The sequence below is a fragment of the Pseudomonas sp. GD03944 genome (assembly GCF_029839275.1).
In the GTDB taxonomy this organism is placed as follows: Bacteria; Pseudomonadota; Gammaproteobacteria; order Pseudomonadales; family Pseudomonadaceae; genus Aquipseudomonas.
In genome coordinates this window covers 217,914-242,206 of record NZ_JAOCAH010000003.1, presented here as the reverse complement: position 1 = coordinate 242,206, position 24,293 = coordinate 217,914, and the positions used below count along the sequence as shown (strand labels likewise).

The following is a 24,293-nucleotide window of genomic DNA, read 5'->3' as shown; positions in this document are numbered from 1 at the left end:
CGACGAGCCGAGGCTGTGTGTCAGGAATTGCCGTGGAAAAGATGGAAACAGAAAAGCTGTTTTTTGTATACAGAAATTTGACCCCGAAGTCAGCTTGCCTGCCCCGGGCCCGCCAGCCGCTTGCTTGAGCGGCGCGCAAGGCCGGTGCTACCATGCCCGACCGCCGCCTCCAGACCAGGCGACACCAGGAAAACGACAGGGCCTATGAGCAGCATCCGCGAGCGCAACAAAGAACTGATCCTGCGCGCAGCCAGTGAAGAATTCGCCGACAAGGGCTTCGCCGCGACCAAGACCAGCGACATCGCCGCCAAGGCCGGGCTGCCCAAGCCCAACGTGTACTACTACTTCAAATCCAAAGAGAACCTCTACCGCGAGGTGCTCGAAAGCATCATCGAGCCGCTGCTCGCCGCCTCGGCGCCGTTCAACCAGCCCGGCCGCCCGGCCGACGTGCTCAAGGCCTACATCCGCTCGAAGATCCGCATCTCCCGCGACCTGCCCTTCGCCTCCAAGGTGTTCGCCAGCGAAATCATGCACGGTGCGCCGCACCTGTCGCCCGAGCAGGCCGAACAGCTCAACGCCCAGGCCCGGCACAACGTGTCATGCATCCAGCGCTGGGTGGACCAGGGCCTGATGGCCAAGGTCGACCCGCACCACCTGCTATTCAGCATCTGGGCCGCGACCCAGACCTACGCCGACTTCGACTGGCAGATCTCCACTGTCACCGGCAAGGCCACCCTCAGCGACGACGACTATGAAGCCGCGACCCAGACCATCATCCGCCTGGTAATCAAGGGCTGCGACGTGGACGAAAGCGCAATCAGCCCCTCCGAGCAGGTCGGCAATAGCTGATCGCTGGTACCCCGGTGGGTTACGGCGCGTCCGATACCACCGGAAACCGCCACACCGCAAACGCGCCTAACCCACCCTACGGACGGCGCCGCATTCCCGTAGGGTGGGTTAGCGGCGCCGATCCGCGATACAAAAAACACCGCTGAACCAAACGCGCCGCGTAACCCACCATGGCGCCAGATGCAACGCCACAGCAGGCCAGTCGGCTGGTGATCCCGGTGGGTTACGGCGCGACCGATACCACCGGCAACCGCCACACCGCAAACGCGCCTAACCCACCCTACGGACGGCGCCGCATTCCCGTAGGGTGGGTTAGCGGCGCCAATCCGCGCCACAAAAAACACCGCCGCCCCCAACGCGCCGCGTACCCCGCCACGACGTCAGCCGTCACACCACAGCAGGCCGATCAGCGGTGATCCCCCGGTGGGTTACGGCGCACCCGATAGCGTCGGCAACCGCCACATCGCAACCGCGCCTAACCCACCCTACGAACAGCCCCGCATTCCCGTAGGGTGGGTTAGCGGCGCCAATCCAAGACACCAAAAACACCGCCGCCCCCAACGCGTCGCGTAACCCACCATGGCGTCAGATGCAACGCCACAGCAGGCCAGCCGGCTGGTGATCCCGGTGGGTTACGGCGCGCCCGATAGCACCGGCAACCGCCACACCGCAAACGCGCCTAACCCACCCTACGGACGGCGATGCTTTCCCGTAGGGTGGGTTAGCGGCGCCAATCCAAGACACCAAAAACGCCGCCGCCCCCAACGCGCCGCGTAACCCACCACGACGTCAGCCGTCACACCACAGCAGGCCAGCCGGCAGCGTCCCCGGTGGTTCACACGATCGGACCTTACGCCGCCACGCCCGCATCCGCCTGCAGCCCCACCGCCTCCACGGCGCTGATCGCGCATTGTTCGTCGATGTCCGAGGTGTCGCCGGTGATGCCGATGGCGCCGAGCAGCTCGCCGGCGGTGTCGCGGATCAGCACCCCGCCCGGGGCCGGGACCAGGTTGCCGGCGGCCAGGGCGTTCACCGCCCCGATAAAGGCCGGACGCTGCTGGGCGTCGGCGGCGATCAGGCGCGAGCCCTTGCCCAGGGCCAGGGCGCCCCAGGCCTTGCCGATGGCGATCTGTGGGCGCAGCAGGCTGGCGCCGTCCTCGCGCTGCAGGCTCACCAGATGGCCACCCGCGTCGAGCACCGCCACGGTCAGCGGCGCGCTCGGCAGTTCGCGGCCGGCGGCCAGGGCATGGCGGGTGATGTCCAGGGCCAGGGTCAGGTTGATTGCGTTCATAAGGTTCCTCTCAACGGTCAGTAAGACGTTCGCCGCACCTCCCTTTCGGGATAGCGCGACAGCAGAAAGCCCCTATGCAATAGCCCAACGGCGGCGCCAGCGCAATCAATTAATACAATTACGTGGCTTTATGTGTACAAAGTAAACACACATAAACACCAACTCAAGTATCGACAAAGGCACTCAACCACCCCGGGTATCCCAATACCCTGGCGTGTTATAGATCGCCTTCAGGTAGTCGATGAAAGACCGCACTTTCACCGGCAGGTAACGCTGCTGCGGGTACACCGCCTGGATGTCGTAGGCCGGGATTTCGTACTCATCGAGCACCGTCACCAACTCGCCGGCCTTGAGCTCGGCCTGGATCTCCCAGGTCGAGCGCCAGCCGATGCCCAGCCCCTGCTTGACCCAGTCGTAGAGCAGCTCGCCGTCGTTGCAGTCGAGGCTGCCGGAAACCCGCACCGCCACCTGCTTGCCGTCGCGCAGGAAGGTCCAGCCACGCTTCTGCCCACCCTGCAGGTTGAACGCCAGGCAGTTGTGGCGGGCCAGGTCCTCCAGGGTGCGCGGCACCCCGTGCACCTCGAAGTAGGCCGGTGCGCCGCACACCACCCGGCGGTTGGGATAGAGCTTCACCGCCACGTAGTTGGGGTCGGTCACCTCGCCGATACGGATGCCCACGTCGTACCCCTGGCGCACCAGGTCCACCAGGCTGTCGGTGAAGTTGAACGACAGCTTGAGGTCCGGGTAACGCGCGAGAAACGCCGGTGCATGGGGCGCGATATGCCGCCGGCCGAACGCCGCCGGCGCCGACACCACCAGGTGCCCACGCACCGAATTGCCGCCCCGGGCGACGCTGGCATCGGCTTCGTCGAAGTCCTTGAGCAGCACCCGGGCCCGCTCCAGGTACTGCTCGCCGAGGTCGGTGAGTTGAAGGCCGCGGGTCGAGCGGTGCATCAGCTTGATACCCAGGTGCTGCTCCAGGGCATCCAGACGCCGGCCCATGACCACAGGGGTCACGCCCTCACTGAGAGCGGCCGAGGCGAAGCTGCCGTTATCGGCGACCAGGACGAAACTGCGAACGAGTGTATGGCGGTCCATTCAATACTCCAGATATCGACAGAACTGAAGTATCCATCAATTCCGTCCCGTTGGCCCAGTCGGCATCCTTGGCTCACCTGAACGTTTTCGAATAACGCCAAGAGGAAAGATCATGGCCAGAATGAGAGCAATCGAGGCCGCCGTCCTGGTGATGCGCCGTGAAGGCGTCGACACCGCCTTCGGCATCCCCGGCGCCGCCATCAACCCCCTGTACGCCGCGCTGAAGAAAATCGGTGGCATCGATCACGTCCTGGCCCGCCACGTCGAAGGCGCCTCGCACATGGCCGAAGGCTACACCCGCACCAACGCCGGCAACATCGGCGTGTGCATCGGCACCTCCGGCCCGGCCGGCACCGACATGGTCACCGGCCTGTACTCGGCCAGCGCCGACTCCATCCCGATCCTCTGCATCACCGGGCAGGCACCGCGTGCCCGCATGCACAAGGAAGACTTCCAGGCGGTCGACATCACCAGCATCGTCGAGCCGGTCACCAAGTGGGCCACCACCGTGATGGAACCCGGTCAGGTACCGCGTGCCTTCCAGAAGGCCTTCTTCGAGATGCGCAGCGGCCGCCCGGGTCCGGTGCTGATCGACCTGCCGTTCGACGTGCAGATGGCCGAGATCGAATTCGACATCGACGCCTACGAGCCCCTGCCCCTGGCCAAGCCCGCCGCCAACCGCGTGCAGGCGGAGAAAGCCATCGCCCTGCTGAACGACGCCGAGCGCCCACTGATCGTCGCCGGTGGCGGCATCTTCAACGCCGACGCGGCGGACAAGCTGGTGGAGTTCGCCGAACTGACCGGCGTACCGGTGGTCCCGACCCTGATGGGCTGGGGCGCGATCCCGGACGACCACAAGCTGATGGTCGGCATGGTCGGCCTGCAGACGTCGCACCGCTACGGCAACGCCACCCTGCTCGAATCCGACCTGGTATTCGGTATCGGCAACCGCTGGGCCAACCGCCACACCGGTTCGGTGGACGTCTACACCGAAGGCCGCACGTTCATCCACGTCGACATCGAACCGACCCAGATCGGCCGTGTGTTCAACCCGGACCTGGGCATCGTCTCCGACGCCGGCGCCGCGCTGGACGCCTTCCTCCAGGTCGCCCGCGAGTGGAAATCCGCCGGCAAGTTGAAGGACCGCAGTGCCTGGGTCGACGCCTGTCGCGAGCGCAAGCGCACCCTGCAGCGCAAGACCCACTTCGACAACGTGCCGGTCAAGCCGCAGCGCGTGTACGAGGAAATGAACGAGTTCTTCGGCAAGGACACCTGCTACGTCAGCACCATCGGCCTGTCGCAGATCGCCGGCGCGCAGTTCCTGCACGTCTACAAGCCGCGCCACTGGATCAACTGCGGCCAGGCCGGCCCGCTGGGCTGGACCATTCCGGCGGCCCTGGGCGTGGTCAAGGCCGACCCGAGCCGCAAGGTCGTGGCGCTGTCGGGCGACTATGACTTCCAGTTCATGATCGAGGAGCTGGCGGTGGGTGCGCAGTTCAACCTGCCGTATATCCACGTGCTGGTGAACAACTCCTACCTGGGCCTGATCCGCCAGGCGCAGCGCGGCTTCGAGATCGACTACTGCGTGCAGCTGGCCTTCGAGAACATCAACGCGCCGGAGATCAACGGCTACGGCGTCGACCACGTGGCCGTGGTGGAAGGCCTGGGCTGCAAGGCAATCCGCGTGTTCGACGCCAACGACCTGCAGGCCGCCTTCGCCGAGGCCAGCAAGCTGATGACCGAGCACCGCGTGCCGGTGGTGGTCGAGGTCATCCTGGAGCGTGTCACCAACATCTCCATGGGCACCGAGATCAACGCGATCAACGAGTTCGAAGAACTCGCCGAACGCGGCACCGACGCCCCGACCGCCATTTCGCTGCTGGATTGACGCAACCGTAGGGTGGATGTCGCGACGCGCATCCACCCACGCAACCGAGGAATGCCCCATGCCCCGTTTCGCTGCCAACCTGTCCATGCTGTTCACCGAAGTGGACTTCCTGGACCGCTTCGCCGCTGCCGCCGACGCCGGCTTCAGCGGTGTCGAATACCTGTTCCCGTATGACTTCACCGCCACCGAAATCAAGGCGCGCCTGGATGCCAACCGCCTGGAGCAGGTGCTGTTCAACCTGCCTGCCGGCGACTGGGCCAAGGGCGAGCGCGGCATCGCCTGCCACCCGGACCGCGTCGAGGAATTCCGCAGCGGCGTCGACACCGCCATCGCCTACGCCAAGGTGCTGGGCAACACCCAGATCAACTGCCTGGCTGGCATCCGCCCGCAGGGCGTGGACTGCGCCACGGTCGAGCAGACCTTCGTCGACAACCTGCGCTACGCCGCGGACAAGCTGCAGGCCGCCGGCATCCGGCTGGTCATGGAAATGATCAACACCCGCGACATCCCGGGCTTCTACCTGAACACCACGGAGCAGGCCCTGGCGATTCGCGAAAAAGTCGGCAGCGCCAACCTCTACCTGCAGTACGACATCTACCACATGCAGATCATGGAAGGTGACCTGGCGCGTACCGCCGAGACCCACCTGGCCGCGATCAACCATGTGCAGCTGGCCGACAACCCGGGCCGCCACGAGCCAGGCACCGGCGAGATCAACTACCGCTTCCTGTTCGCCCACCTGGACCGCATCGGCTACCAGGGCTGGATCGGCTGCGAGTACAAGCCCCTGACCACCACCAGCGCCGGCCTCGGCTGGATGAAGACCCACAACGTGATCTGAGCGAAACCGCTGTTCGTAGGGTGGCTTGAGCGAAGCGATACCCCTACCCCTCCTGCGGACTGGCCACAAACAGGCGTCGTCTGGCGCACACACGGACAAGAGGATTTTTCACATGGCTAAAATCGGATTCATCGGCACCGGCATCATGGGCAAGCCCATGGCGCAGAACCTGCAGAAGCACGGCCACACCCTGTTCTTCTCCGAGCACTTCGACAAGGCGCCGGCCGACCTGGTCGGCGACAACGGCATCGCCCTGGCCAACCCGAAGGAAGTCGCCCAGGAAGCCGAATTCATCATCATCATGGTCCCGGACACCCCGCAGGTCGAGGACGTGCTGTTCCGTGAGGACGGCGTGGCCCGCGGCGTCGGCGCCGGCAAGGTGGTCATCGACATGAGCTCGATCTCCCCCACCGCCACCAAGGCCTTCGCCGAGAAGGTCAAGGCCACCGGCGCCGCCTACCTGGACGCCCCGGTGTCCGGCGGTGAAGTCGGTGCCAAGGCCGCCAGCCTGTCGATCATGGTCGGCGGCTGCCCGAACGCCTTCGAACGCGCCCTGCCGCTGTTCCAGGCCATGGGCAAGAACATCACCCGCGTCGGCGGCAACGGCGACGGCCAGACCGCCAAGGTGGCCAACCAGATCATCGTCGCCCTGAACATCCAGGCGGTGGCCGAGGCCCTGCTGTTCGCCGCCCGCAACGGCGCCGACCCGGCCAAGGTACGCGAGGCGCTGATGGGCGGCTTCGCCGGCTCGAAGATCCTCGAGGTGCACGGCGAGCGCATGATCAAGGGCACCTTCGACCCGGGCTTCCGCATCGCCCTGCACCAGAAGGACCTCAACCTGGCCCTGTCCGGCGCCCGCGAGCTGGGCCTCAACCTGCCCAACACCGCCAATGCGCAACAGGTGTTCAGCACCTGCGCGGCCCTGGGTGGCAGCAACTGGGACCACTCGGCGCTGATCAAGGGCCTGGAACACATGGCCAGCTTCAACATTCGCGGCGAGAAGGCCTGACGTTTTCCGGCTCCTGTGGGAGGCGCTTCAGCGGCGACTGTCGCGGCTAAAGCCCCTCCCACCGAGCAATCCGGAAGACAGCCGGCCTGATCGTTCCCACGCTCCGCGTGGGCATGCATCCCGTGACGCTCCGCGTCACACCGGCAGGCCGACAGGCCTGGCCGAGCACCACGCACACCGCCCGCTCCCTGGAGCGGGCAACCCTTTCGACCTTCCTGGCAGGAGGTGTCACGGCCCGATTGCCAGGTTGGTCGATTCCATTCCCCAGGTGCTGCCAGGCGGCGCCTGGGGAATGGAATCGACCCAGCGCCAAGAGCCTGTTCAACGTCTGCTGCGCGTCGGCCCTGCCGCGTTAAAAACAGGCTCGGACTGCTCATTTACAGCTCGTAAAGTCGGACGCGACTCCGACCGGACCTCGCCTGTTTTTTGCCTTGCATGGCTCTAGCTCGCGAGACGTTGAACAAGCTCTAAGAACAACGAGAACACAGCCATGACCTTCGATCCGCAACGCCTGCTTCGCGACCTGTTCGCCACCGCCATCGACGCGGCCCACCCGCGCCAGGTGCTGGCCGACCACCTGCCCGCCGACCGCAGCGGGCGGGTGATCGTCATCGGTGCCGGCAAGGCCGCGGCGGCGATGGCCGAGGTCATCGAGCGTGAATGGCAGGGCGAGGTCTCCGGCCTGGTGGTGACCCGCTACGGCCATGGCGCCGACTGCCAGAAGATCGAGGTGGTCGAGGCAGCCCATCCGGTCCCCGACGACGCCGGCGAGCGCGTCGCCCGCCGCGTCCTGGAGATGGTCAGCGGCCTGCGCGAAGACGACCGGGTGATCTTCCTGCTGTCCGGCGGCGGCTCGTCCCTGCTTGCCCTGCCCGCCGAGGGCATTTCGCTGGCCGACAAGCAGGCGATCAACAAAGCCCTGCTGCGCTCCGGCGCTTCGATCAACGACATGAACTGCGTGCGCAAGCACCTCTCGGCGATCAAGGGCGGGCGCCTGGCCAAGGCCTGCTGGCCGGCCAGCGTCTACACCTACGCGATTTCCGACGTGCCGGGCGACGAGGCCACGGTCATCGCCTCCGGCCCCACCGTCGCCGACCCCACCACCTCGGCGGACGCCCTGGCAATCCTCGCGCGCTACCAGATCGAGGTCCCGACCCACGTGCGCGACTGGCTGCAGGACCCACGCTCGGAAACCCTCAAGCCCGGCGACCCGTGCCTGGCGCGCAGCCACTTCCAGCTGATCGCCACGCCCCAGCAGTCCCTCGACGCGGCAGCCGAGAAGGCCCGCGCCGCCGGCTTCCCTACGCTGATCCTCGGCGACCTGGAAGGCGAAGCCCGGGACGTGGCCAAGGTCCACGCCGGCATCGCCCGCCAGGTGCTGCTGCACGGCCAGCCGATCGCACCGCCCTGCGTGATCCTGTCTGGCGGTGAAACCACGGTGACCGTACGCGGCGACGGCCGTGGCGGGCGCAACGCGGAGTTCCTGCTGGCCCTCACCGACAGCCTCAAGGGCCTGGACGGGGTCTATGCCCTCGCCGGCGACACTGACGGCATCGACGGCTCGGAAGACAACGCCGGCGCCATCATGACCCCCTACAGCCACGCCCGCGCCGGCATCAAGGGCCTGTCCGCCCGGGATGAGCTGGACAACAACAACGGCTACGGCTACTTCGCCGCGCTGGACGAGCTGATCGTCACCGGCCCGACCCGCACCAACGTCAACGACTTCCGCGCCATTCTGATTCTCGAGAGCACTGCCAAATGACCCCTGACAAGAACGTGAAAATCCTCGCCACCCTCGGCCCGGCTGTCGACGGCATCGACGGCATCCGCCAGCTGGTGGAAGCCGGGGTCAACCTGTTCCGCCTGAACTTCAGCCACGGTGAGCACGCCGACCACGCCCAGCGCTACCAATGGGTGCGCGAGGTGGAGCGCCAGCTGCACACGCCGATCGGCATCCTCATGGACCTGCAAGGGCCGAAGCTGCGGGTCGGCCGGTTCGCCGACGGCAAGGTCAACCTGAGCCGTGGCCAGGCCTTCCGCCTGGACCTGGACAGCACCCCCGGCGACGCCAGCCGGGTCAACCTGCCCCACCCGGAAATCATCGACGCCCTGCAGCCCGGCATGAGCCTGCTGCTCGACGACGGCCGCCTGCGCCTGGAGGTGACCGCCAAGCACGGCACGGCCATCGACACTCGGGTGGTCGCCGGTGGCGAGCTGTCCGACCGCAAGGGGGTCAACGTACCGGAGGCGGTGCTGCAATTGTCGCCGCTGACCGAGAAGGACCGCCGCGACCTGGCGTTCGGCCTGGAGCTGGGGGTGGATTGGGTGGCGCTGTCGTTCGTGCAGCGCCCGGAAGACATCGTCGAAGCCCGCGAGCTGATCCAGGGCAAGGCCTTCCTGATGGCCAAGATCGAGAAGCCCTCGGCGGTGCAGCACCTGCCGGAAATCGCCCGCCTGTGCGACGCGATCATGGTGGCCCGGGGCGACCTGGGCGTGGAAGTGCCGGCGGAGAATGTGCCGCGCATCCAGAAGGACATCATCCGCACCTGCCGCCAACTGGGCCGCCCGGTGGTGGTGGCCACGCAGATGCTGGAATCCATGCGTTTCTCCCCGGCGCCGACCCGTGCCGAAGTCACCGACGTGGCCAACGCCGTGGCCGAGGGCACCGATGCGGTGATGCTGTCGGCGGAAACCGCCTCCGGCGACTACCCCCTGGAAGCCGTGCAGATGATGAGCAAAATCATCCGCCAGGTGGAGAGCGGCCCGGACTACCAGGCCCAGCTCGACGTCAGCCGGCCCCAGGCCGAAGCCACCGCCTCGGACGCCATCAGCTGCGCGATCCGCCGCATCAGCTCGATCCTGCCGGTAGCCGCCCTGGTCAACTACAGCGAATCCGGCGCCTCCAGCCTGCGGGCGTCCCGCGAGCGGCCGTCGTCGCCGATCCTCAACCTGACCCCGAGCCTGGACACCGCCCGCCGCCTGAGCGTGGCCTGGGGCGTCTACTCGGTGGTCAACGAACGCCTGCGCAAGGTCGAGGAAGTCACCAGCACCGCCCTGGAAATTGCCCAGGCGCAAGGCATGGCCAAGCGCGGCGACACCGTGGTGATCACCGCTGGCGAGCCGTTCGGGCAACCCGGCAGTACCAACAGCCTGCGCATCGAAACACTGCGCTAGCACCTGGGCCGGGCGCACCTGACCGGCCGTTCTGAACGGCGCCCGGTCTTTTCCCGGCGGGGCGCCAGACCCGCCTTTTTTACCTGCCGCCACGGTCTCAACGCGTCCACGGCCCGTCGGGTGGGTCAGGCGCGGAACACCGTTGCGGGGCACACCACAGCTGCACCGGCACCGTAACCCGCCACAGCCCTGAACGACAGACACCCGTCCACGGCAGGCCCCTGCCTTTCTCGCCCTCGGTGAGCCCCATGCGTCATGCCCTGCGTTGCCTTCGCGCCCTGCTCAACGGCTTCAGCCAGATCTTCCTGCAGACCCATGCCGGCTGCGGCGCGCTGGTGGTACTGGCGATCCTGATCGGCGCACCGCAGCTGCTCGGTGGCGCGCTGCTCGGCGGCCTGAGCAGCATGCTCGCGGCCCATCGGCGGGGTTACCCGGCGGCGGACATCGCCTGCGGCCTGTACGGCTACAACGGCATCCTGCTCGGCCTGCTGATCAGCCTGCAATTCGCCTGGTCGCCCTGCATGGCGCTGCTGATCGTCGCCAGCGCCGGGCTGTCCAGCCTTGCCTTGGGCCACTGGATGGCGCGCCTGCGCCAGCGCCAGTGGCTGCCGGCCTTCACCTTCCCGTTCGTGGCCCTGGGCTGGGTCCTGATGGGGCTGGCTCCGGCCCTGCCCCTTGAAATGTCCACTGTCAGTAGCGCATTGACCGTCACCCCGCTCGACGGACTCGGCATCCTGCTGGCGCTGCTGCGTGGGATCGGCCAGGTGATTTTCCTCGACACGCCGCTGGCCGGCGCCTGCCTGTGGCTCGGCCTGCTGCTGGCCGACCGCCGTGCCGCCGGGTGGGCGCTGCTCGGCTCGACAGGCGGCACAGCCCTGGCGCTGTGCCTGGGCTGGCCAACCGAGGCAGCCCTGGCTGGCCTGTACGGCTACAACGCCTGCCTGGCCGCCATTGCCCTGAGCCAGGTGCACCGGAGTCCCTGGGCGCCGGCACTGGGCATCGGCCTGGCATTGCTCCTGCAGCCAGGTTTCACCGCCCTCGGCCTGGCCGCCCTGACCATGCCGTTCATCCTCGCCTGCTGGCTGGTCCAGGCCAGCATCCGCACCTGGCAGCGGGCGGTTGCCGATGGCGCACCGCCCCTGCCACGCCGCCCTTCCTGAGGCCTGCCGCCGCTTCGCTAAATGAGGCGAACCCATGGGGCATTCGGCAGTCCCACCTCTAGGTTTGTGCGAAAGCGCCTGCACGCCAGGCGCCGCAGAAACCGTCACGGACAACCGACAACGACGTCGAGGCGCCTGCTGCGTCCGCTGAGGGAGACCCTGCATGCCCCTGCTCAAGCTGCTGCACCTGATGGCCCTGATCTGCTGGTGCGGCGCCCTGCTCTACCTGCCGGCACTGATCGCCGCCGGCACCCGCCGCAGCGAGACCCTGTTCTACCGCGACCACGGCCACCTGACACGCCTGGTGTTCACCCTGATCGCCACGCCGGCCGCGCTGCTGGCCATCGGCTCGGGCACCGCGCTCTTCATCCGTGACTCGATCTTCGATGCCTGGCTGATCTTCAAGCTCACCGCCGTGGCCGGCATGGTCCTGTGCCATGCGCTATGCGGGGTGTTGGTGCTGCGCATCGAGCGCACCCCGGAGCGAAGCGTCGGCCGCGAATGCGTGCTGATTGGCGTGGCGCTGGTGGCGCTGATTGCCGTGACCCTGTGGCTGGTACTGGCCAAACCGTACTGATGAAGGATGCCCCCACGCCATGAACGGCCCGATCACACAGCGCTCACCCGTCCACATCCACGCCCACGGCGTGCTCGTACACCAGGCGCCCGCCCAGGTAGGCGGCCAGGGCGATCAGGGCTGCGGTCAGCAGCGACAGGTACAGGCACCAGCGCGCCATGCCGTCTTCCTGCCCGTGGTAATGCAGCAGCCAGTTGAGGCTGGCCAGCGACAGCATCATCACGGCGATGATGGCGTGGCACCAGGCGGTGATCTTCTCGCGGATGCGCGGAACACTCAGCAGATCGACCAGGCCGGCAATGCTCGCCACCCAGCCGCCCAGGGCGCCGACGCCGGACAGCCACAGGCTGGCCCGCGCCCAGAACGGATCGCCGGTGAGGATGTAGGCGAAATCGGTGCCGACCAGGCCCAGCAGCGCCGCCACCGGGAAGTGGATCATCATCGGGTGCAGCGGGTGCCCGGCAATTGCCGCGCGGCTCATGATCGATCCAGTGTCCTTTGCCATCGCGGCCTCCTTGATTCGGCGAACGGAAAAACGTCGACGCCCGCCAAGCGCAGCGCCTACCTGCAATTGACCACCCTGGCGCTGGCAGTTCCATCATTAACGGCCTGCAGCGGCCCGCAGTCGGCCCTCGACCCGGCCGGGCCGATGGCCCGCGAGGTGGCGGTGATCTGGTGGGCCATGTTCGGTTTCGCCAGCCTGGTGCTGCTGGTGGTCACCGCGCTGTGGCTGTACGCCATGTGCCGCAAACCCCGCCAGATCGACGAGCAGCAGGCGCGGCGGCTCAACCGTCACTGGATCATCGGCGGCGGGCTGATCCTGCCCAGCGTCAGCATCGGCCTGCTGCTGGCGTTCGGCATTCCCGCCGGGCACCGCATGCTGCCGTTGCCGGTGGTGGGCGAACAGCCGCTGCGCATCGAGGTGATCGGCCACCAGTGGTGGTGGGAGGTGCGCTACCCGGACAGCGGCGTGGTCACCGCCAACCAGTTGCACCTGCCGGTGGGCAGGCCGGTGGACCTGGACGTCACCAGCGCCGACGTGATCCACGCCTTCTGGGTGCCGCGCCTGGGCGGCAAGATCGACATGATCCCCGGCCGGCACAACCGCATCCGCCTGCAGGCCGACCAGGCGGGCACCTTCCGCGGCCAGTGCTCGGAGTTCTGCGGCACCCAGCACAGCCACATGATCCTCGACGTCCGGGCCCATGACGATGAGGCCTTCGCCGCCTGGCTGGAGGCCCGCCGCGCGCCCCAGGTCGCCGCCCTGCCCGGCCCGGCCGGCGAGACCTTCGCCAGCCAGTGCGGCAACTGCCACCGGGTCGCCGGGGTCAGCGACGGTGAGCGCGCACCGGACCTCACCGACATCGGCTCGCGCGCCAACCTGGGCGCCGGCGTGCTGGCCAACGAGCCCGGCGCTCTGCTGCGCTGGCTGCACGAACACCAGCGCCTGAAGCCCGGCAATGGTATGCCGCTGGCCGGCGACATCGACCCCGACCACCTAAGCGCCATCGCCGACTGGCTGGAGACCCTTGCCCCGTGACCCGTGAAAACAGCCAGAACGCCACCGACCCGGATCAACTGCACGACCAGTTCAACGAGGTCTGGGGCAACCCGCGCGGCTGGAAGGCGCTGACCATCGTCAACCACACCACCATCGGCCTGCGCTTCATGCTCACCGGACTGGGCTTCTTCCTGTTCGGCGGCCTGCTGGCGATGCTGGTGCGCACGCAGCTGGCGATGCCGGGCTACGACTTCCTCGAGCCGGACGTGTACAACCAGATCTTCACCATGCACGGCACGGTGATGATGTTCCTGTTCGCCGTGCCGATGATGGAAGGGCTGGCGGTCTACCTGATCCCGAAGATGCTCGGCGCCCGCGACCTGGCCTTCCCCCGGCTGTCGGCCCTGGGCTACTGGTGCTACCTGTTCGGCGGGCTGATTCTGTGCTCCAGCCTGTTCCTCGGCATCGCGCCCAAGGCCGGCTGGTTCATGTACACCCCACTGTCCAGCGCGGCCCACACGCCGGGGCCGAACTCGGATTTCTGGCTGCTGGGCATCACCTTCGTGGAGATTTCCGCCGTGTCGGCCGGGGTCGAGCTGGTGGTGTCGATCCTGCGCACCCGTGCCGAAGGCATGGCCCTGAACAAGATGCCGATCTACGCCTGGTACATCCTGGTGATGGCGATGATGATCGTGATCGGCTTCCCGCCGCTGATCCTCGGCAGCATCCTGCTGGAACTGGAGCGCGCCGCCGGCATGCCATTCTTCGAGGTGGCCCGGGGCGGCGATCCGCTTCTCTGGCAGCACCTGTTCTGGCTGTTCGGCCACCCCGAGGTGTACATCATCTTCCTGCCGGCCGCGGGCATCGTCTCGACCCTGCTGCCGGTGTTCTGCCAGCGCCCGCTGGTGGGCTACCGCGCCGTGGTGCTGGGGGTGCTGACCACCGGTTTCATCAGCTTCGGGCTGTGGGTGCACCACATGTTCACCGTGGGCATCCCGCAGCTGGCCCAGGCGTTCTTCAGCGCGGCGAGCATGCTGGTGGCAATCCCCACGGCGATCCAGGTGTTCGCCTGGATCGCCACGCTGTGGGTCGGGCGGCCGGTGTACCACGTGCCGATGCTGTGGCTGGTGGGCTTTCTCATCGTGTTCGTCTGCGGCGGCCTGACCGGCGTGATGCTGGCCCTGGTGCCGTTCGACTGGCAGGTGCACGACACCCACTTCGTGGTCGCGCACATGCACTACGTGCTGGTCGGCGGCATGTTCTTCCCACTGGTGGCCGGCATCTACTACTGGCTGCCGCACTTCTCCGGCCGTATGCCCTCCGAGCGCCTGGGCAAGTGGGGCTTCTGGCTGATATTCATCGGCTTCAACCTGACCTTCCTGATCATGCACTGGACCGGCCTGATGGGCATGCCGCGCCGGATCTACACCTACGAGGCAGGGCTGGGCTGGGACATTCCGAACCTGGTGTCGTCGATCGGCAGCTTCATCATGGCCTTCGGTGTCGCCACGGTGCTGCTGGATATCACCCTGCACTTTCGCTTCGGCCAGCCCGCGCCGCAAAACCCGTGGAACGCCGACACCTTCGAGTGGGCCACCAGCCTGCCGCCGAGCCCGTACAACTTCGTCAGCCTGGCGAAGATCACCAGCCGTCATCCGCTGTGGGATGACCCAAGCCTGCCGGCCAGCGTCGCCCGGGGCGAACACGCGCTGACGGTGATCGACCACGGCCGCCGGGAAACCTGGGGCGTCGAGCCGCTGACCGGCAAGGTCCGGGAGATCATCCACCTGCCGGGCAACAGCTGGCTGCCGTTCATTGCCGCGTGCTTCATCGCGGTGATCTGTTTGAGCCTGCTGACCAAGGTCTACTGGCTCGCCGCCGTGGCCAGCCTGGCGGCAACGGTGGTACTGCTGCGCTGGAGCTGGGAAAACGGTGCGCACCCGAAGGCCGCGCCGGACGCCCGTACCCAGCCGGGCGAGCCGCCGCTGCACTCGCGCACCACCGATGGCCCCGGCATCTGGGGCATGGCCGTGACGCTGCTGGCCAACGGCGCGCTGTACCTGGGGCTGCTGTTCGGCTGGTTCTACCTGTGGACGGTGTCGCCGAACTGGCTGGTGCCGGATGCGCCGGTGTTCGACCAGCGCCTGCTGCTGGCCAGCGCCGTGCTGCTGGCCGCCGCCGTGCTCTGGCAGCGCCCGGTGCTCAAGCGCCTGCGCAAGCGCCAGGGCGAACCGCGCACGCTGATGCGCTGTTTCAGCGGCGTGGCGTTGCTGGGCCTGGCGCAGTCGGCCTTGCTGCTGTGGGCGCTGCTCGGCGGCGACCTGGCGCCCCGGGCCACGGCCCATGACGCGGTGATCGTGGTGATGCTGGTCTACAGCCTGGTGCATGGCGTGCTGGCGGCGGTGCTCAGCGCCCTGCAGGCGCTGCGCGTGTACCACGGCTACGTCGGCAGCGAGTCGCCCTACGAGCCTCTGGTGGTCGAGCAGCTCTGGCAGTACAACCTGGTGGTGCTGTGGATCACCTACTTCTCCCTGGTGCTGTTCCCGCCGACCTTCGGGGGTGCGTGATGCAGCGCCTGCGCTCCCCCTACAACCCGATCCATATCCCCCTCGGCCTGACCCTCTGGAGCCTGTGGTTCGTGGTGCTCTACGGCGGCCTCTCGGTGGGCTGCGCCCTGCTGCCGCCGCCCCTCGAACAGGGCGCCTGGACCTGGCTGAACGCCGCCCTCGGCCTGGCCGCCCTGCTGACCACGGCCCTGCTGCTATGGCTGGCGCGGTTGTTCCAGCACGCGGCGCGGCGTGCGCCCGACGAACCGGCCCAGCGTTTTGTCGCTCATATCAGCGCCGGCGTGCACCTGATCGCCGCCATCGCCACCCTGTTCATCGCCCTGCCCATCGTGAGCCTGCCCCCATGCCTCTGATGCTCCTTGCCCTGTTCGCCCTGCTGCCCGGCACCGCCGCCGCCCACGGCCTGTTCGACGGCCACCTGGAAGACCGCCTGCCGGTGCTGTTCAGCGCGCTGCTGCTGGGCGCCGCCTGGCTGCTCTACATCATCGGCTGCCGACGGGCCAAGCCCCATGGGCTGGAGCCGATGTGGATGCACCTGGCGATGGTCATCACCGTGCTGGCGGTGTTCGGCCCCATTGACGATTGGGCGGAAACCAGCACCACCCTGCACATGCTGCAGCACATGCTGTTCATGATCGTCATCGCCCCGCTGTGGGCCCTGGCCCGGCCCCTGCCGCAGTGGCGAGCCGCCGCCGGCAGCTGGCTGCAGCCGCTGTACAACGGCGTGCTGCGCAGCGGTCGGCACCCGGTGCCGCTGGCCCTGCTGCACGGCGCGGTGATCTGGATCTGGCACACCCCGAGCCTGTACATGCTGGCCCTGGAAAACACCTGGTGGCACGTGGTCGAGCACGCCTGTTTCCTGTTCAGCGCCTGGCTGTTCTGGTGGTCGTGCCTGCGTGCCACGCCGTCGCGCATCCCCCATGCGCTGATGGCGATCCTGCTGACGCTGATGCACACCGGCCTGCTGGGCGCCCTGCTGACCTTCGGCAACACGCCGTTCTACGGCGAATCAAGGGACCTGGCGGACCAGCAACTGGCGGGCCTGCTGATGTGGGTGCCGGGCAGCCTGGTGTACCTGGCGGCTGCCGGCTGGATCACCTGGCGCTGGCTGACCCGGGTCTGGCGCCGCCAGAACCTGCCGGGGCAGGAAACGAACGGCTGAGCGTCAGCCGCGTTCGGTGGGGTTGGAGGTCAGCTCGAAGGGGCTGTTGCTGCGGCGCTGGTTGCGGTCTTCACGCGGGGTGGCGCCAAAGAAGTTGCGGTAGGCGCTGGAGAAATGCGGGCCCGAGGAGAAGCCGCAGGACAGGCCGATCTGGATGATCGACTTGCTGGTCTGCATCAGCAGCTGGCGCGCCTTGTTCAGGCGCAGCTCCAGGTAGTACTGGCTCGGCACGCGGTTGAGGTACTGCTTGAAGATGCGCTCCAGCTGACGGCGCGACACGCACACGTGCTGGGCGATCTCGTCGGTGGTCAGCGGCTCTTCGATGTTGGCTTCCATCAGCAGCACGGCCTGGGTCAGCTTCGGGTGGCTGGAGCCCAGGCGGTTCTGCAACGGGATGCGCTGGCGCTCGCCGCCCTCGCGAATGCGCTCCACCACCAGCTCTTCCGACACCGCGCCCGCCAGCTCGGCACCGTGGTCGCGGGCCAGCAGCGCCAGCAGCAGGTCGAGCACCGACAGGCCGCCACAGGCGGTCAGGCGATCACGGTCCCAGTCGAACAGGTGGCTGGTGGCGATGACCTTGGGGAAGCGCTCGGTGAAATCGTCCTGCCAGCGCCAGTGCACCGCCGCACGGTAGCCGTCGAGCAGGCCCAGTTGCGCCAGCGGGTAGACCCCGGCGGACACCCCGCCGATCACGCAGCCGCTGCGCACCACCTGCTTGAGCGCACCGGACAGCGCCGCCGGCATCACCGCCGGGGGCTCGTCGGCCACCAGGAACAGCTTGTGGCAGCCTTCCAGCTTGCCCACCCAGGATTCACCCGGCAGCCGCCAGGCGCACTCCACGGCCGGTTCGGCCTGGAGGAACAGCAGCTCGTAGACCACTTCGGGATGGACGCGCTGGGCAACGCGCAACGCCTCCTCGGCCAGCGCCAGGGTCAGAGGCTTGGTGTTGGGCCAAAGCAGGAAGCCGATTCGGTGGGCATTCATGGCGGGCAGTTTAAGCTCGATTGGCGGCTGAGGGCATGACAGGCAATCACTGCCGCTTTATTTAAGGCTACCGGAAAGAAATTGCTTGAGCCGATCGGATTGCGGGTTGGCCAGGACGTCCTTGGGGCAACCGCGCTCTTCCACCAGGCCCTTGTGCAGGAACACCAGTTGGTTGGACACCTCGCGGGCAAAGCCCATCTCGTGGGTCACCACCACCATGGTACGCCCTTCCTGGGCCAGGTCCTGCATGACCTTGAGCACTTCGCCAACCAGTTCCGGATCGAGGGCCGAGGTCGGCTCGTCGAACAGCATGACTTCCGGCTCCATCGCCAGGGCCCGGGCGATCGCCACGCGCTGCTGCTCGCCGCCGGACATGTGCGCCGGGTAGGCCTCCTTGCGGTGCGCCACACCCACCTTGTTCAGGTAGTGCTCGGCCTTCTCGCGGGCTTCGGTCTTGCTCACGCCCAGCACGTGCACCGGCGCTTCCATGACGTTTTCCAGCACGTTCATGTGCGACCACAGGTTGAAGTGCTGGAACACCATCGACAGGCGCGAACGCATGCGCTGCAGCTGCTTCGGGTCGGCGGCACGCAGCGCACCGTCCTTGCTCGGCACCAGCTTCAGCTCTTCGTTGTTGAGCAGGATCTTGCCGGCGTGGGGCTGCTCCAGCAGGTTGATGCAGCGCAGGAAGGTGCTCTTGCCCGAACCGCTGGAGCCGATGATGCTGATCACATCGCCCGCCTTGGCCGCCAGGGACACGCCCTTGAGCACTTCGTGGGTGCCGTAGCGCTTGTGCAGGTCCTGAACTTCAAGTTTGTACATGGTTTCCACTCTCGTGAATCAGTCGCTGAGCCGGCGACCTGGGCGAATAGAGGTTCGGGCGCCGGCGCCCATCATGACCGATCGGCCGCCTTCACGCCTTACGCGGCGCCAGGTAGGCCAGCCAGCGGCGCTCGGCCAGCTTGAACAGGCGCACCAGCACGAACGTCAGGCACAGGTAGATCACCCCGGCGGTGATGAAGGCTTCGAACGGCAGGTAGTACTGGGAGTTGACCGTGCGCGCCGCACCGGTGATGTCGATCAGGGTGACGATCGACGCCAGGCTGGTGGTGTGCAGCATCATGATCACTTCGTTGCTGTACTGCGGCAGCGCGCGGCGCATGGCCGACGGCAGCAAGATGCGGCGGTACAGCTTGGCCCGCGACATGCCCATGGCCTTGGCCGCCTCGATCTCGCCATGGGGCGTGGCCTTGAGGCTGCCGGCGAGGATCTCGGCGCTGTAGGCGCTGGTGTTGATGGCGAACGCCAGGCAGGCGCAGAAGGTCGCGTTGGACAGGTACGGCCACAGCACGCTCTCGCGCACGGCCTCGAACTGCGCCAGCCCGTAGTAGATCAGGAACAGCTGCACCAGCATCGGGGTGCCACGGATCACATAGGTGTACAGCCAGGCCGGCCCGTTGACCCAGGGCGAGCGCGATACGCGCATCAGGCCCAGGGGCACGGCCGCCGCCAGGCCGACGGCCAGGGAAATCAGCAGGATCTTCAGGGTCACCAGCACGCCACCCATGTAGAGCGGCAGGCTGTCCCAGATCACGGTGTAGTCGAAAATCATGGTCACCGGCTCCTAGAGATCAGCGGCTTTGGTGCCGACCGAGTAGCGTTTTTCCACGTAGCGCAGGATCAGCAGCGAGACACTGGTAATCACCAGGTACAGGCCGGCTACCGCCAGGTAGAAGGTGAAGGGTTCGCGGGTCGCGTCAGCGGCGCTCTTGGCCTTGAACATCATGTCCTGCAGGCCGACCACGGAAATCAGCGCGGTGGCCTTGGTCAGCACCAGCCAGTTGTTGGTGAAGCCGGGGATCGCGAAGCGGATCATCTGCGGCACCAGGATGCGGAAGAACACCTTGGTTCCGCTCATGCCATAGGCCAGGCCGGCCTCGCCCTGCCCCTTGGGAATGGCCATGAACGCCCCCCGGAAGGTTTCCGACAGGTACGCACCGAAGATGAAGCCCATGGTAAAGACACCCGCCACGAACGGGTTGATGTCGATGTACTCGTCATAGCCGAGCATCGGCGCCAGGCGGTTCACCAGGTCCTGGCCGCCGTAGAAGATCAGCAGGATCAGCACCAGGTCGGGAATGCCGCGGATCACGGTGGCGTAGGTTTCGCCGAGCACGGCCAGCCACTTGACCGGTGACAGGCGAAAGGCCGCCCCGAGCAGGCCCAGCACGATAGCGACCGCCATCGAGGTGAGCGCCAGGCCCAGGGTGAGCCAGGCACCTTCGAGGATGGTCGAGCCGTAGCCGTTCAACATGCCCTGGTTACCTCATGCGGGCGTCCGCGACGCCGGGTATGCGACAAAAACGAAAAAGTGGCGCAAACCCCGTGTCAGCGAGTTTGCGCCACTTCCAGTGGGAGACGAGGATCAGTCGCCGTAGACGTCGAACGAGAAGTACTTGTCCTGCACTTCCTTGTACTTGCCGTTGGCGCGGATCGCCAGGATGGCAGCACTGATCTTGTCGGCCAGGGCCTTGTCGCCCTTGCGTACAGCGATGCCCTGGCCTTCGCCGAAGTATTTGACGTCGGTGAAGTCCGGGCCGACGAAGGCGAAGTTCTTGCCGGCGTCGGTCTTGAGGAAACCGTCGTCGAGGTTCACCGAGTCCGCGATGCTGCCGTCGAGGCGGCCGGCGGTCAGGTCCAGGAACACTTCGTTCTGCGAGGTGTAGCGCACGATTTCCGCGCCAGCGGGGGCGAAGACGTCGGTGGCGTAGCGGTCATAGACGGACGAGCGCTGCACGCCGATCTTCTTGCCCTTGAGGTCGGTGGCGACGTTGTCCATCTTGCTGCCGGCCTTCATGACCAGCTTGGCCGGGGTGGCGTAGTACTTGCCGGTGAAGTCGACGGAGCGCTTGCGCTCTTCGGTGATCGACATCGACGACAGCACGGCGTCGAACTTGCGGACTTTCAGGGCGGGGATCAGGCCGTCGAATTCCTGCTCGATCCACTTGCACTCGACCTTCATCTCTTCGCACAGGGCGATGCCGATGTCGTAGTCGAAGCCGGTGATGTTGCCATCCGGAGTCTTGTAGGCGAACGGCGGGTAGGCCGCTTCGATACCAATGCGCAGCGGCTTGTCGGCCATGGCCAGGGGCGACAGCACGGACAACGCCAGTGCACCGAGAAGTGCGATCTTCTTCATCTTGTGACTCCTTCGAAAGGGAATGGCTCGGGACGACAATGTGAGGGTCCGGCGCATCCAGCCATGCTATGAATTGTAGAGAACATCGCCCTCGCTGCTGCTTGTGGCGCATGCGTCAGGCGGGCCCGGCTGGGTGAGCGGCATTCTAGCGACAGGCCTGAAGCCGATATTTCCTCAATGCGACAACTAATTACAAAAGCCCAGGACGGGCACGGCAGGCATCTTGACAGACTCTGCTTTTCATGCAGAGCAAAACACGACGAATAACCGGTTAGCAAAGCAATTAGCGCGCCGGATGTTAACAAAGTCTTGATTGGCGCGGTATACGCGCCGTGGCCGGGTTTTCCGACAGGGTGTTTCCGCCCGGCATCGGGGCACCGGCGTTTCCATCCGCCCCATCACCGTGCAGCGCGTTACCGCCCGGCCCCAAAAAACACAAACCCCGCCCGGTGCGTGGCCGGGCGGGGTTTGCGTACTGCTAGCGGATCAGGCAACCTGCATGGTGCGGTGCGTCTCGATCAGGTGCTGGACCACGCCCGGGTCGGCCAGGGTGGAGATGTCACCGAGCGAATCGTACTCGGCCGTGGCGATCTTGCGCAGGATGCGGCGCATGATCTTGCCCGAGCGGGTCTTCGGCAGGCCCGGTGCCCACTGGATGACGTCCGGGGTGGCGATCGGACCGATCTCCTTGCGCACCCAGTTCTTCAGCTCCTGGCGCAGCTGTTCGGACGGCTCGTCGCCCTGGTTGAGGGTGACGTAGACGTAGATGCCCTGCCCCTTGATGTCGTGCGGCACACCGACCACCGCCGCCTCGGCGACTTTCGGGTGGGCGACCATGGCGCTTTCGACTTCGGCGGTGCCCATGCGGTGGCCGGAGACGTTGAGCACGTCGTCCACGCGACCGGTGATCCACCAGTAGCCGTCTTCGTCGCGGCGTGCACCGTCACCGGTGAAGTACATGCCCTTGAAGGTCTTGAAGTAGGTGTCGACGAAACGGTCGTGGTCGCCGTACAGGCTGCGCGACTGGCCCGGCCAGGAATCGAGGATCACCAGGTTGCCCTCGGCAGCGCCTTCGATCAGGTTGCCCAGGTTGTCCACCAGGGCCGGCACCACGCCGAAGAACGGACGGGTCGCGGAGCCCGGCTTGAGCGCGGTGGCGCCCGGCAGCGGGGTGATCATGAAACCGCCGGTCTCGGTCTGCCACCAGGTGTCGACGATCGGGCAGCGCGACTGGCCGACCTTCTCGTAGTACCAGTTCCAGGCTTCCGGGTTGATCGGCTCGCCCACCGAACCCAGCAGGCGCAGGCTGGAGCCATCGGCGCCGGCCACGGCCGCTTCGCCCTGGGCCATCATGGCGCGGATCGCGGTCGGTGCGGTGTAGAGGATGTTGACCTTGTGCTTGTCGATGATCTTCGACACGCGGGTCACGTCCGGGTAGTTCGGGATGCCTTCGAACAGCAGCGTGGTCGCGCCGTTGGCCAGCGGGCCGTAGACGATGTAGCTGTGGCCGGTGACCCAGCCCACGTCGGCGGTGCACCAGTAGATTTCGCCCGGCTTGTAGTCGAACACGCGCTCATGGGTCAGCGCGGCGTACACCAGGTACCCGCCGGTGGTGTGCAGCACGCCTTTCGGCTTGCCGGTGGAACCGGAGGTGTAGAGGATGAACAGCGCTTCCTCGGCGCCCATTTCCTTCGGCGCGCAGACGCTGCCGGCCACCTTCATCAGGTCCTCGAACCAGATGTCGCGGTGCTGGTTCCACTTGATCTCGGAACCGGTGCGCTGGACCACGATGACCTTCTGGATGCTGCGGGTCTCGGGGTTGGTCAGGGCGTCGTCGACGTTGGCTTTCAGCGGGATCTTCTTGCCGCCACGCAGGCCTTCGTCAGCGGTGATCACCACCTTGGACTGGCAGTCGATGATGCGGCCGGCCAGGGCTTCCGGCGAGAAGCCGCCGAACACCACGGAGTGGATCGCACCGATGCGGGCACAAGCCAGCATCGCCACCACGGCTTCCGGGATCATCGGCATGTAGATGGTCACCACGTCGCCGCGGTGCACGTCCTGGCCACGCAGGGCGTTGGCGAACTTGCACACTTGCTCGTGCAGTTCGCGGTAGGTGATTTCCTTGTGCTCGGACGGGTCGTCGCCTTCCCAGATGATCGCGATCTGATCGCCGCGCTCGGCCAGGTGACGGTCCAGGCAGTTGTAGGAGACGTTCAGGGTGCCGTCGGCGAACCACTTGATGTCGACGTGGTGGTCGTCGAAGGAGGTCTGCTTGACCTTGGTGAATGGCTTGATCCAGTCGAGGCGCTGAGCCTGCTCACGCCAGAAACCATCAGGGTTGATCACCGACTGCTGGTACATGGCTTTGTACGTGGCTTCATCGGTCAGCGACCGAGCCGCCACCTCCGGGCGCACGGGATACAGGGACGCAGAACTCATCAGAAACACCTCGGGGGTAGTTGTTGTTCTCTGTGGCCCATTGTGTAGCCAGCCCCCCCTACCCGGGCCATTCGACCATCGTATTACCGCTCTGCGACCATGGTCTTGGCTGCGCCGACGCCCTGCTCATGCCGTGCCGGCGGGTGTCGGCAGCCGTCAGCTGGCGCCGTGCGGCTCGGCGATCTCGATCAGGTTCAGGTCCGGGTCGCGGACGTACACCGAGCGGATCGGCCCGGTGGCACCGGTGCGCATCACCGGCCCCTCGATGATCGGCCAGCCGGCCCGCTGCAGGTCGTCGATCACGGTTTCAAGCGGTTTGCTGGCAATGAAACACAGGTCCAGCGCCCCGGGCACCGGCAGGTGCGCCTTGGGTTCGAACTCGTGGCCGCGCACGTGCAGGTTGATCTTCTGGTTGCCGAAGCAGAACGCCTGGCGGCCATTGCCGAAGGTCTCCAGGCGCATGCCCAGCACCTCGGTATAGAAGTGCACGCAGGCCTGCGGGTCGCAGGTGGTGAGGACCAGGTGGTCGAGGTGATCGATCATGCGAA

Annotated in this window: 22 protein-coding genes; 12 read left to right on the top strand and 10 right to left on the bottom strand. The window is 66.6% G+C overall.

Translation table 11 applies throughout. The features are described from left to right. Positions 1 to 204: 204 nt before the first annotated feature. Complete coding sequence (locus tag N5C28_RS07065; RefSeq protein WP_279821279.1) at positions 205 to 849, top strand: TetR/AcrR family transcriptional regulator; 645 nt, start codon at positions 205 to 207, stop codon at positions 847 to 849. An 850-nt stretch (positions 850 to 1,699) separates the two neighbouring features. On the opposite strand, the gene N5C28_RS07060 is transcribed toward N5C28_RS07065, so the two are convergent. Further along, complete coding sequence (locus N5C28_RS07060; protein ID WP_279821278.1) at positions 1,700 to 2,140, bottom strand: heme-binding protein; 441 nt, start codon at positions 2,138 to 2,140, stop codon at positions 1,700 to 1,702. A 183-nt stretch (positions 2,141 to 2,323) separates the two neighbouring features. After that, positions 2,324 to 3,238 (bottom strand): LysR family transcriptional regulator, encoded by a 915-nt coding sequence (locus tag N5C28_RS07055; protein WP_279821277.1) that lies wholly within the window; start codon positions 3,236 to 3,238, stop codon positions 2,324 to 2,326. A 112-nt stretch (positions 3,239 to 3,350) separates the two neighbouring features. Here N5C28_RS07055 and gcl point away from each other — a divergent pair, with 112 nt between their 5' ends. The 7 genes from gcl (at position 3,351) to N5C28_RS07020 (ending at position 11,890) form a co-directional block, all read left to right on the top strand. Next, positions 3,351 to 5,126: a glyoxylate carboligase gene (gene gcl, locus N5C28_RS07050; protein WP_279821276.1), complete on the top strand. Its 1,776-nt coding sequence runs from the start codon at positions 3,351 to 3,353 to the stop codon at positions 5,124 to 5,126. A 58-nt stretch (positions 5,127 to 5,184) separates the two neighbouring features. Further along, a complete protein-coding gene (gene hyi / locus N5C28_RS07045) occupies positions 5,185 to 5,967 on the top strand; it encodes a hydroxypyruvate isomerase (protein ID WP_279821275.1) in 783 nt (260 codons plus the stop codon). 112 nt (positions 5,968 to 6,079) lie between these two features. Continuing rightward, positions 6,080 to 6,976 carry a 2-hydroxy-3-oxopropionate reductase gene (locus N5C28_RS07040; RefSeq protein WP_279821274.1) on the top strand — a complete coding sequence of 299 codons (897 nt, stop codon included), beginning with the start codon at positions 6,080 to 6,082 and terminating at the stop codon, positions 6,974 to 6,976. A 490-nt stretch (positions 6,977 to 7,466) separates the two neighbouring features. Beyond that, positions 7,467 to 8,741: a glycerate kinase gene (locus tag N5C28_RS07035; protein ID WP_279821273.1), complete on the top strand. Its 1,275-nt coding sequence runs from the start codon at positions 7,467 to 7,469 to the stop codon at positions 8,739 to 8,741. Further along, a complete protein-coding gene (pyk, locus tag N5C28_RS07030; RefSeq protein WP_279821272.1) occupies positions 8,738 to 10,153 on the top strand; it encodes a pyruvate kinase in 1,416 nt (471 codons plus the stop codon). The genes N5C28_RS07035 and pyk overlap by 4 nt, the downstream gene beginning before the upstream one ends. A gap of 248 nt (positions 10,154 to 10,401) precedes the next feature. Further along, on the top strand, positions 10,402 to 11,313 hold the full coding sequence (locus N5C28_RS07025) for an urea transporter (RefSeq protein WP_279821271.1): 912 nt from the start codon (positions 10,402 to 10,404) through the stop codon (positions 11,311 to 11,313). A 163-nt stretch (positions 11,314 to 11,476) separates the two neighbouring features. Continuing rightward, a complete protein-coding gene (locus tag N5C28_RS07020; RefSeq protein ID WP_279821270.1) occupies positions 11,477 to 11,890 on the top strand; it encodes a CopD family protein in 414 nt (137 codons plus the stop codon). Between the two features lie 43 nt (positions 11,891 to 11,933). Here N5C28_RS07020 and N5C28_RS07015 read toward each other — a convergent pair whose 3' ends face one another. Then, positions 11,934 to 12,395, bottom strand: a complete 462-nt coding sequence (locus N5C28_RS07015) for a DUF2231 domain-containing protein (RefSeq protein ID WP_279821269.1) — start codon at positions 12,393 to 12,395, stop codon at positions 11,934 to 11,936. 144 nt (positions 12,396 to 12,539) lie between these two features. Between N5C28_RS07015 and coxB the strand changes: the two genes are divergently transcribed. Genes coxB through N5C28_RS06995 form a run of 4 tightly spaced genes read left to right on the top strand, consistent with a single transcriptional unit; the run spans position 12,540 to position 17,120 of the window. Then, on the top strand, positions 12,540 to 13,430 hold the full coding sequence (gene coxB / locus N5C28_RS07010) for a cytochrome c oxidase subunit II (RefSeq protein WP_279821268.1): 891 nt from the start codon (positions 12,540 to 12,542) through the stop codon (positions 13,428 to 13,430). Beyond that, on the top strand, positions 13,427 to 15,958 hold the full coding sequence (gene ctaD / locus N5C28_RS07005) for a cytochrome c oxidase subunit I (RefSeq protein WP_279821267.1): 2,532 nt from the start codon (positions 13,427 to 13,429) through the stop codon (positions 15,956 to 15,958). The genes coxB and ctaD overlap by 4 nt, the downstream gene beginning before the upstream one ends. After that, positions 15,958 to 16,311 carry a hypothetical protein gene (locus N5C28_RS07000; protein WP_279821266.1) on the top strand — a complete coding sequence of 118 codons (354 nt, stop codon included), beginning with the start codon at positions 15,958 to 15,960 and terminating at the stop codon, positions 16,309 to 16,311. The genes ctaD and N5C28_RS07000 overlap by 1 nt, the downstream gene beginning before the upstream one ends. Further along, positions 16,302 to 17,120 (top strand): cytochrome c oxidase assembly protein, encoded by an 819-nt coding sequence (locus N5C28_RS06995; protein WP_279821265.1) that lies wholly within the window; start codon positions 16,302 to 16,304, stop codon positions 17,118 to 17,120. The genes N5C28_RS07000 and N5C28_RS06995 overlap by 10 nt, the downstream gene beginning before the upstream one ends. A 3-nt stretch (positions 17,121 to 17,123) precedes the next feature. On the opposite strand, the gene argR is transcribed toward N5C28_RS06995, so the two are convergent. From argR to N5C28_RS06960, 7 genes are all read right to left on the bottom strand, one after another. After that, complete coding sequence (gene argR, locus N5C28_RS06990) at positions 17,124 to 18,104, bottom strand: transcriptional regulator ArgR (protein ID WP_279821264.1); 981 nt, start codon at positions 18,102 to 18,104, stop codon at positions 17,124 to 17,126. Positions 18,105 to 18,161: 57 nt separating this feature from the next. Further along, entirely contained in the window at positions 18,162 to 18,926 is a 765-nt protein-coding gene (locus N5C28_RS06985) for an ABC transporter ATP-binding protein (RefSeq protein ID WP_279821263.1), read from the bottom strand. Between the two features lie 91 nt (positions 18,927 to 19,017). Continuing rightward, positions 19,018 to 19,716, bottom strand: a complete 699-nt coding sequence (locus tag N5C28_RS06980; protein WP_279821262.1) for an ABC transporter permease — start codon at positions 19,714 to 19,716, stop codon at positions 19,018 to 19,020. A 12-nt stretch (positions 19,717 to 19,728) separates the two neighbouring features. Beyond that, positions 19,729 to 20,418: an ABC transporter permease gene (locus tag N5C28_RS06975; protein WP_279821261.1), complete on the bottom strand. Its 690-nt coding sequence runs from the start codon at positions 20,416 to 20,418 to the stop codon at positions 19,729 to 19,731. A 111-nt stretch (positions 20,419 to 20,529) separates the two neighbouring features. Beyond that, positions 20,530 to 21,303, bottom strand: coding sequence for an ABC transporter substrate-binding protein (locus N5C28_RS06970; protein WP_279821260.1), 774 nt, complete (start codon positions 21,301 to 21,303; stop codon positions 20,530 to 20,532). 486 nt (positions 21,304 to 21,789) lie between these two features. Next, complete coding sequence (gene acs / locus N5C28_RS06965) at positions 21,790 to 23,745, bottom strand: acetate--CoA ligase (protein WP_279821259.1); 1,956 nt, start codon at positions 23,743 to 23,745, stop codon at positions 21,790 to 21,792. A 156-nt stretch (positions 23,746 to 23,901) separates the two neighbouring features. Further along, entirely contained in the window at positions 23,902 to 24,288 is a 387-nt protein-coding gene (locus N5C28_RS06960) for a VOC family protein (RefSeq protein ID WP_279821258.1), read from the bottom strand. Positions 24,289 to 24,293: the final 5 nt, after the last annotated feature.

What these genes read in the sequence shown, in the direction of transcription:
- N5C28_RS06995 (WP_279821265.1), top strand. Translation starts at nt 16,302, where the DNA reads ATGCCTCTGATGCTCCTTGCCCTGTTCGCCCTGCTGCCCGGCACCGCC.
- coxB (WP_279821268.1), top strand. Translation starts at nt 12,540, where the DNA reads ATGGCCCGCGAGGTGGCGGTGATCTGGTGGGCCATGTTCGGTTTCGCC.
- N5C28_RS07065 (WP_279821279.1), top strand. Translation starts at nt 205, where the DNA reads ATGAGCAGCATCCGCGAGCGCAACAAAGAACTGATCCTGCGCGCAGCC.
- N5C28_RS06960 (WP_279821258.1), bottom strand. Translation starts at nt 24,288, where the DNA reads ATGATCGATCACCTCGACCACCTGGTCCTCACCACCTGCGACCCGCAG.
- gcl (WP_279821276.1), top strand. Translation starts at nt 3,351, where the DNA reads ATGGCCAGAATGAGAGCAATCGAGGCCGCCGTCCTGGTGATGCGCCGT.
- argR (WP_279821264.1), bottom strand. Translation starts at nt 18,104, where the DNA reads ATGAATGCCCACCGAATCGGCTTCCTGCTTTGGCCCAACACCAAGCCT.
- N5C28_RS07035 (WP_279821273.1), top strand. Translation starts at nt 7,467, where the DNA reads ATGACCTTCGATCCGCAACGCCTGCTTCGCGACCTGTTCGCCACCGCC.
- N5C28_RS07020 (WP_279821270.1), top strand. Translation starts at nt 11,477, where the DNA reads ATGCCCCTGCTCAAGCTGCTGCACCTGATGGCCCTGATCTGCTGGTGC.
- N5C28_RS07025 (WP_279821271.1), top strand. Translation starts at nt 10,402, where the DNA reads ATGCGTCATGCCCTGCGTTGCCTTCGCGCCCTGCTCAACGGCTTCAGC.
- N5C28_RS07015 (WP_279821269.1), bottom strand. Translation starts at nt 12,395, where the DNA reads ATGGCAAAGGACACTGGATCGATCATGAGCCGCGCGGCAATTGCCGGG.
- N5C28_RS06970 (WP_279821260.1), bottom strand. Translation starts at nt 21,303, where the DNA reads ATGAAGAAGATCGCACTTCTCGGTGCACTGGCGTTGTCCGTGCTGTCG.
- N5C28_RS07055 (WP_279821277.1), bottom strand. Translation starts at nt 3,238, where the DNA reads ATGGACCGCCATACACTCGTTCGCAGTTTCGTCCTGGTCGCCGATAAC.
- acs (WP_279821259.1), bottom strand. Translation starts at nt 23,745, where the DNA reads ATGAGTTCTGCGTCCCTGTATCCCGTGCGCCCGGAGGTGGCGGCTCGG.
- N5C28_RS06975 (WP_279821261.1), bottom strand. Translation starts at nt 20,418, where the DNA reads ATGTTGAACGGCTACGGCTCGACCATCCTCGAAGGTGCCTGGCTCACC.
- hyi (WP_279821275.1), top strand. Translation starts at nt 5,185, where the DNA reads ATGCCCCGTTTCGCTGCCAACCTGTCCATGCTGTTCACCGAAGTGGAC.
- N5C28_RS07000 (WP_279821266.1), top strand. Translation starts at nt 15,958, where the DNA reads ATGCAGCGCCTGCGCTCCCCCTACAACCCGATCCATATCCCCCTCGGC.
- N5C28_RS06985 (WP_279821263.1), bottom strand. Translation starts at nt 18,926, where the DNA reads ATGTACAAACTTGAAGTTCAGGACCTGCACAAGCGCTACGGCACCCAC.
- N5C28_RS06980 (WP_279821262.1), bottom strand. Translation starts at nt 19,716, where the DNA reads ATGATTTTCGACTACACCGTGATCTGGGACAGCCTGCCGCTCTACATG.
- N5C28_RS07040 (WP_279821274.1), top strand. Translation starts at nt 6,080, where the DNA reads ATGGCTAAAATCGGATTCATCGGCACCGGCATCATGGGCAAGCCCATG.
- pyk (WP_279821272.1), top strand. Translation starts at nt 8,738, where the DNA reads ATGACCCCTGACAAGAACGTGAAAATCCTCGCCACCCTCGGCCCGGCT.
- N5C28_RS07060 (WP_279821278.1), bottom strand. Translation starts at nt 2,140, where the DNA reads ATGAACGCAATCAACCTGACCCTGGCCCTGGACATCACCCGCCATGCC.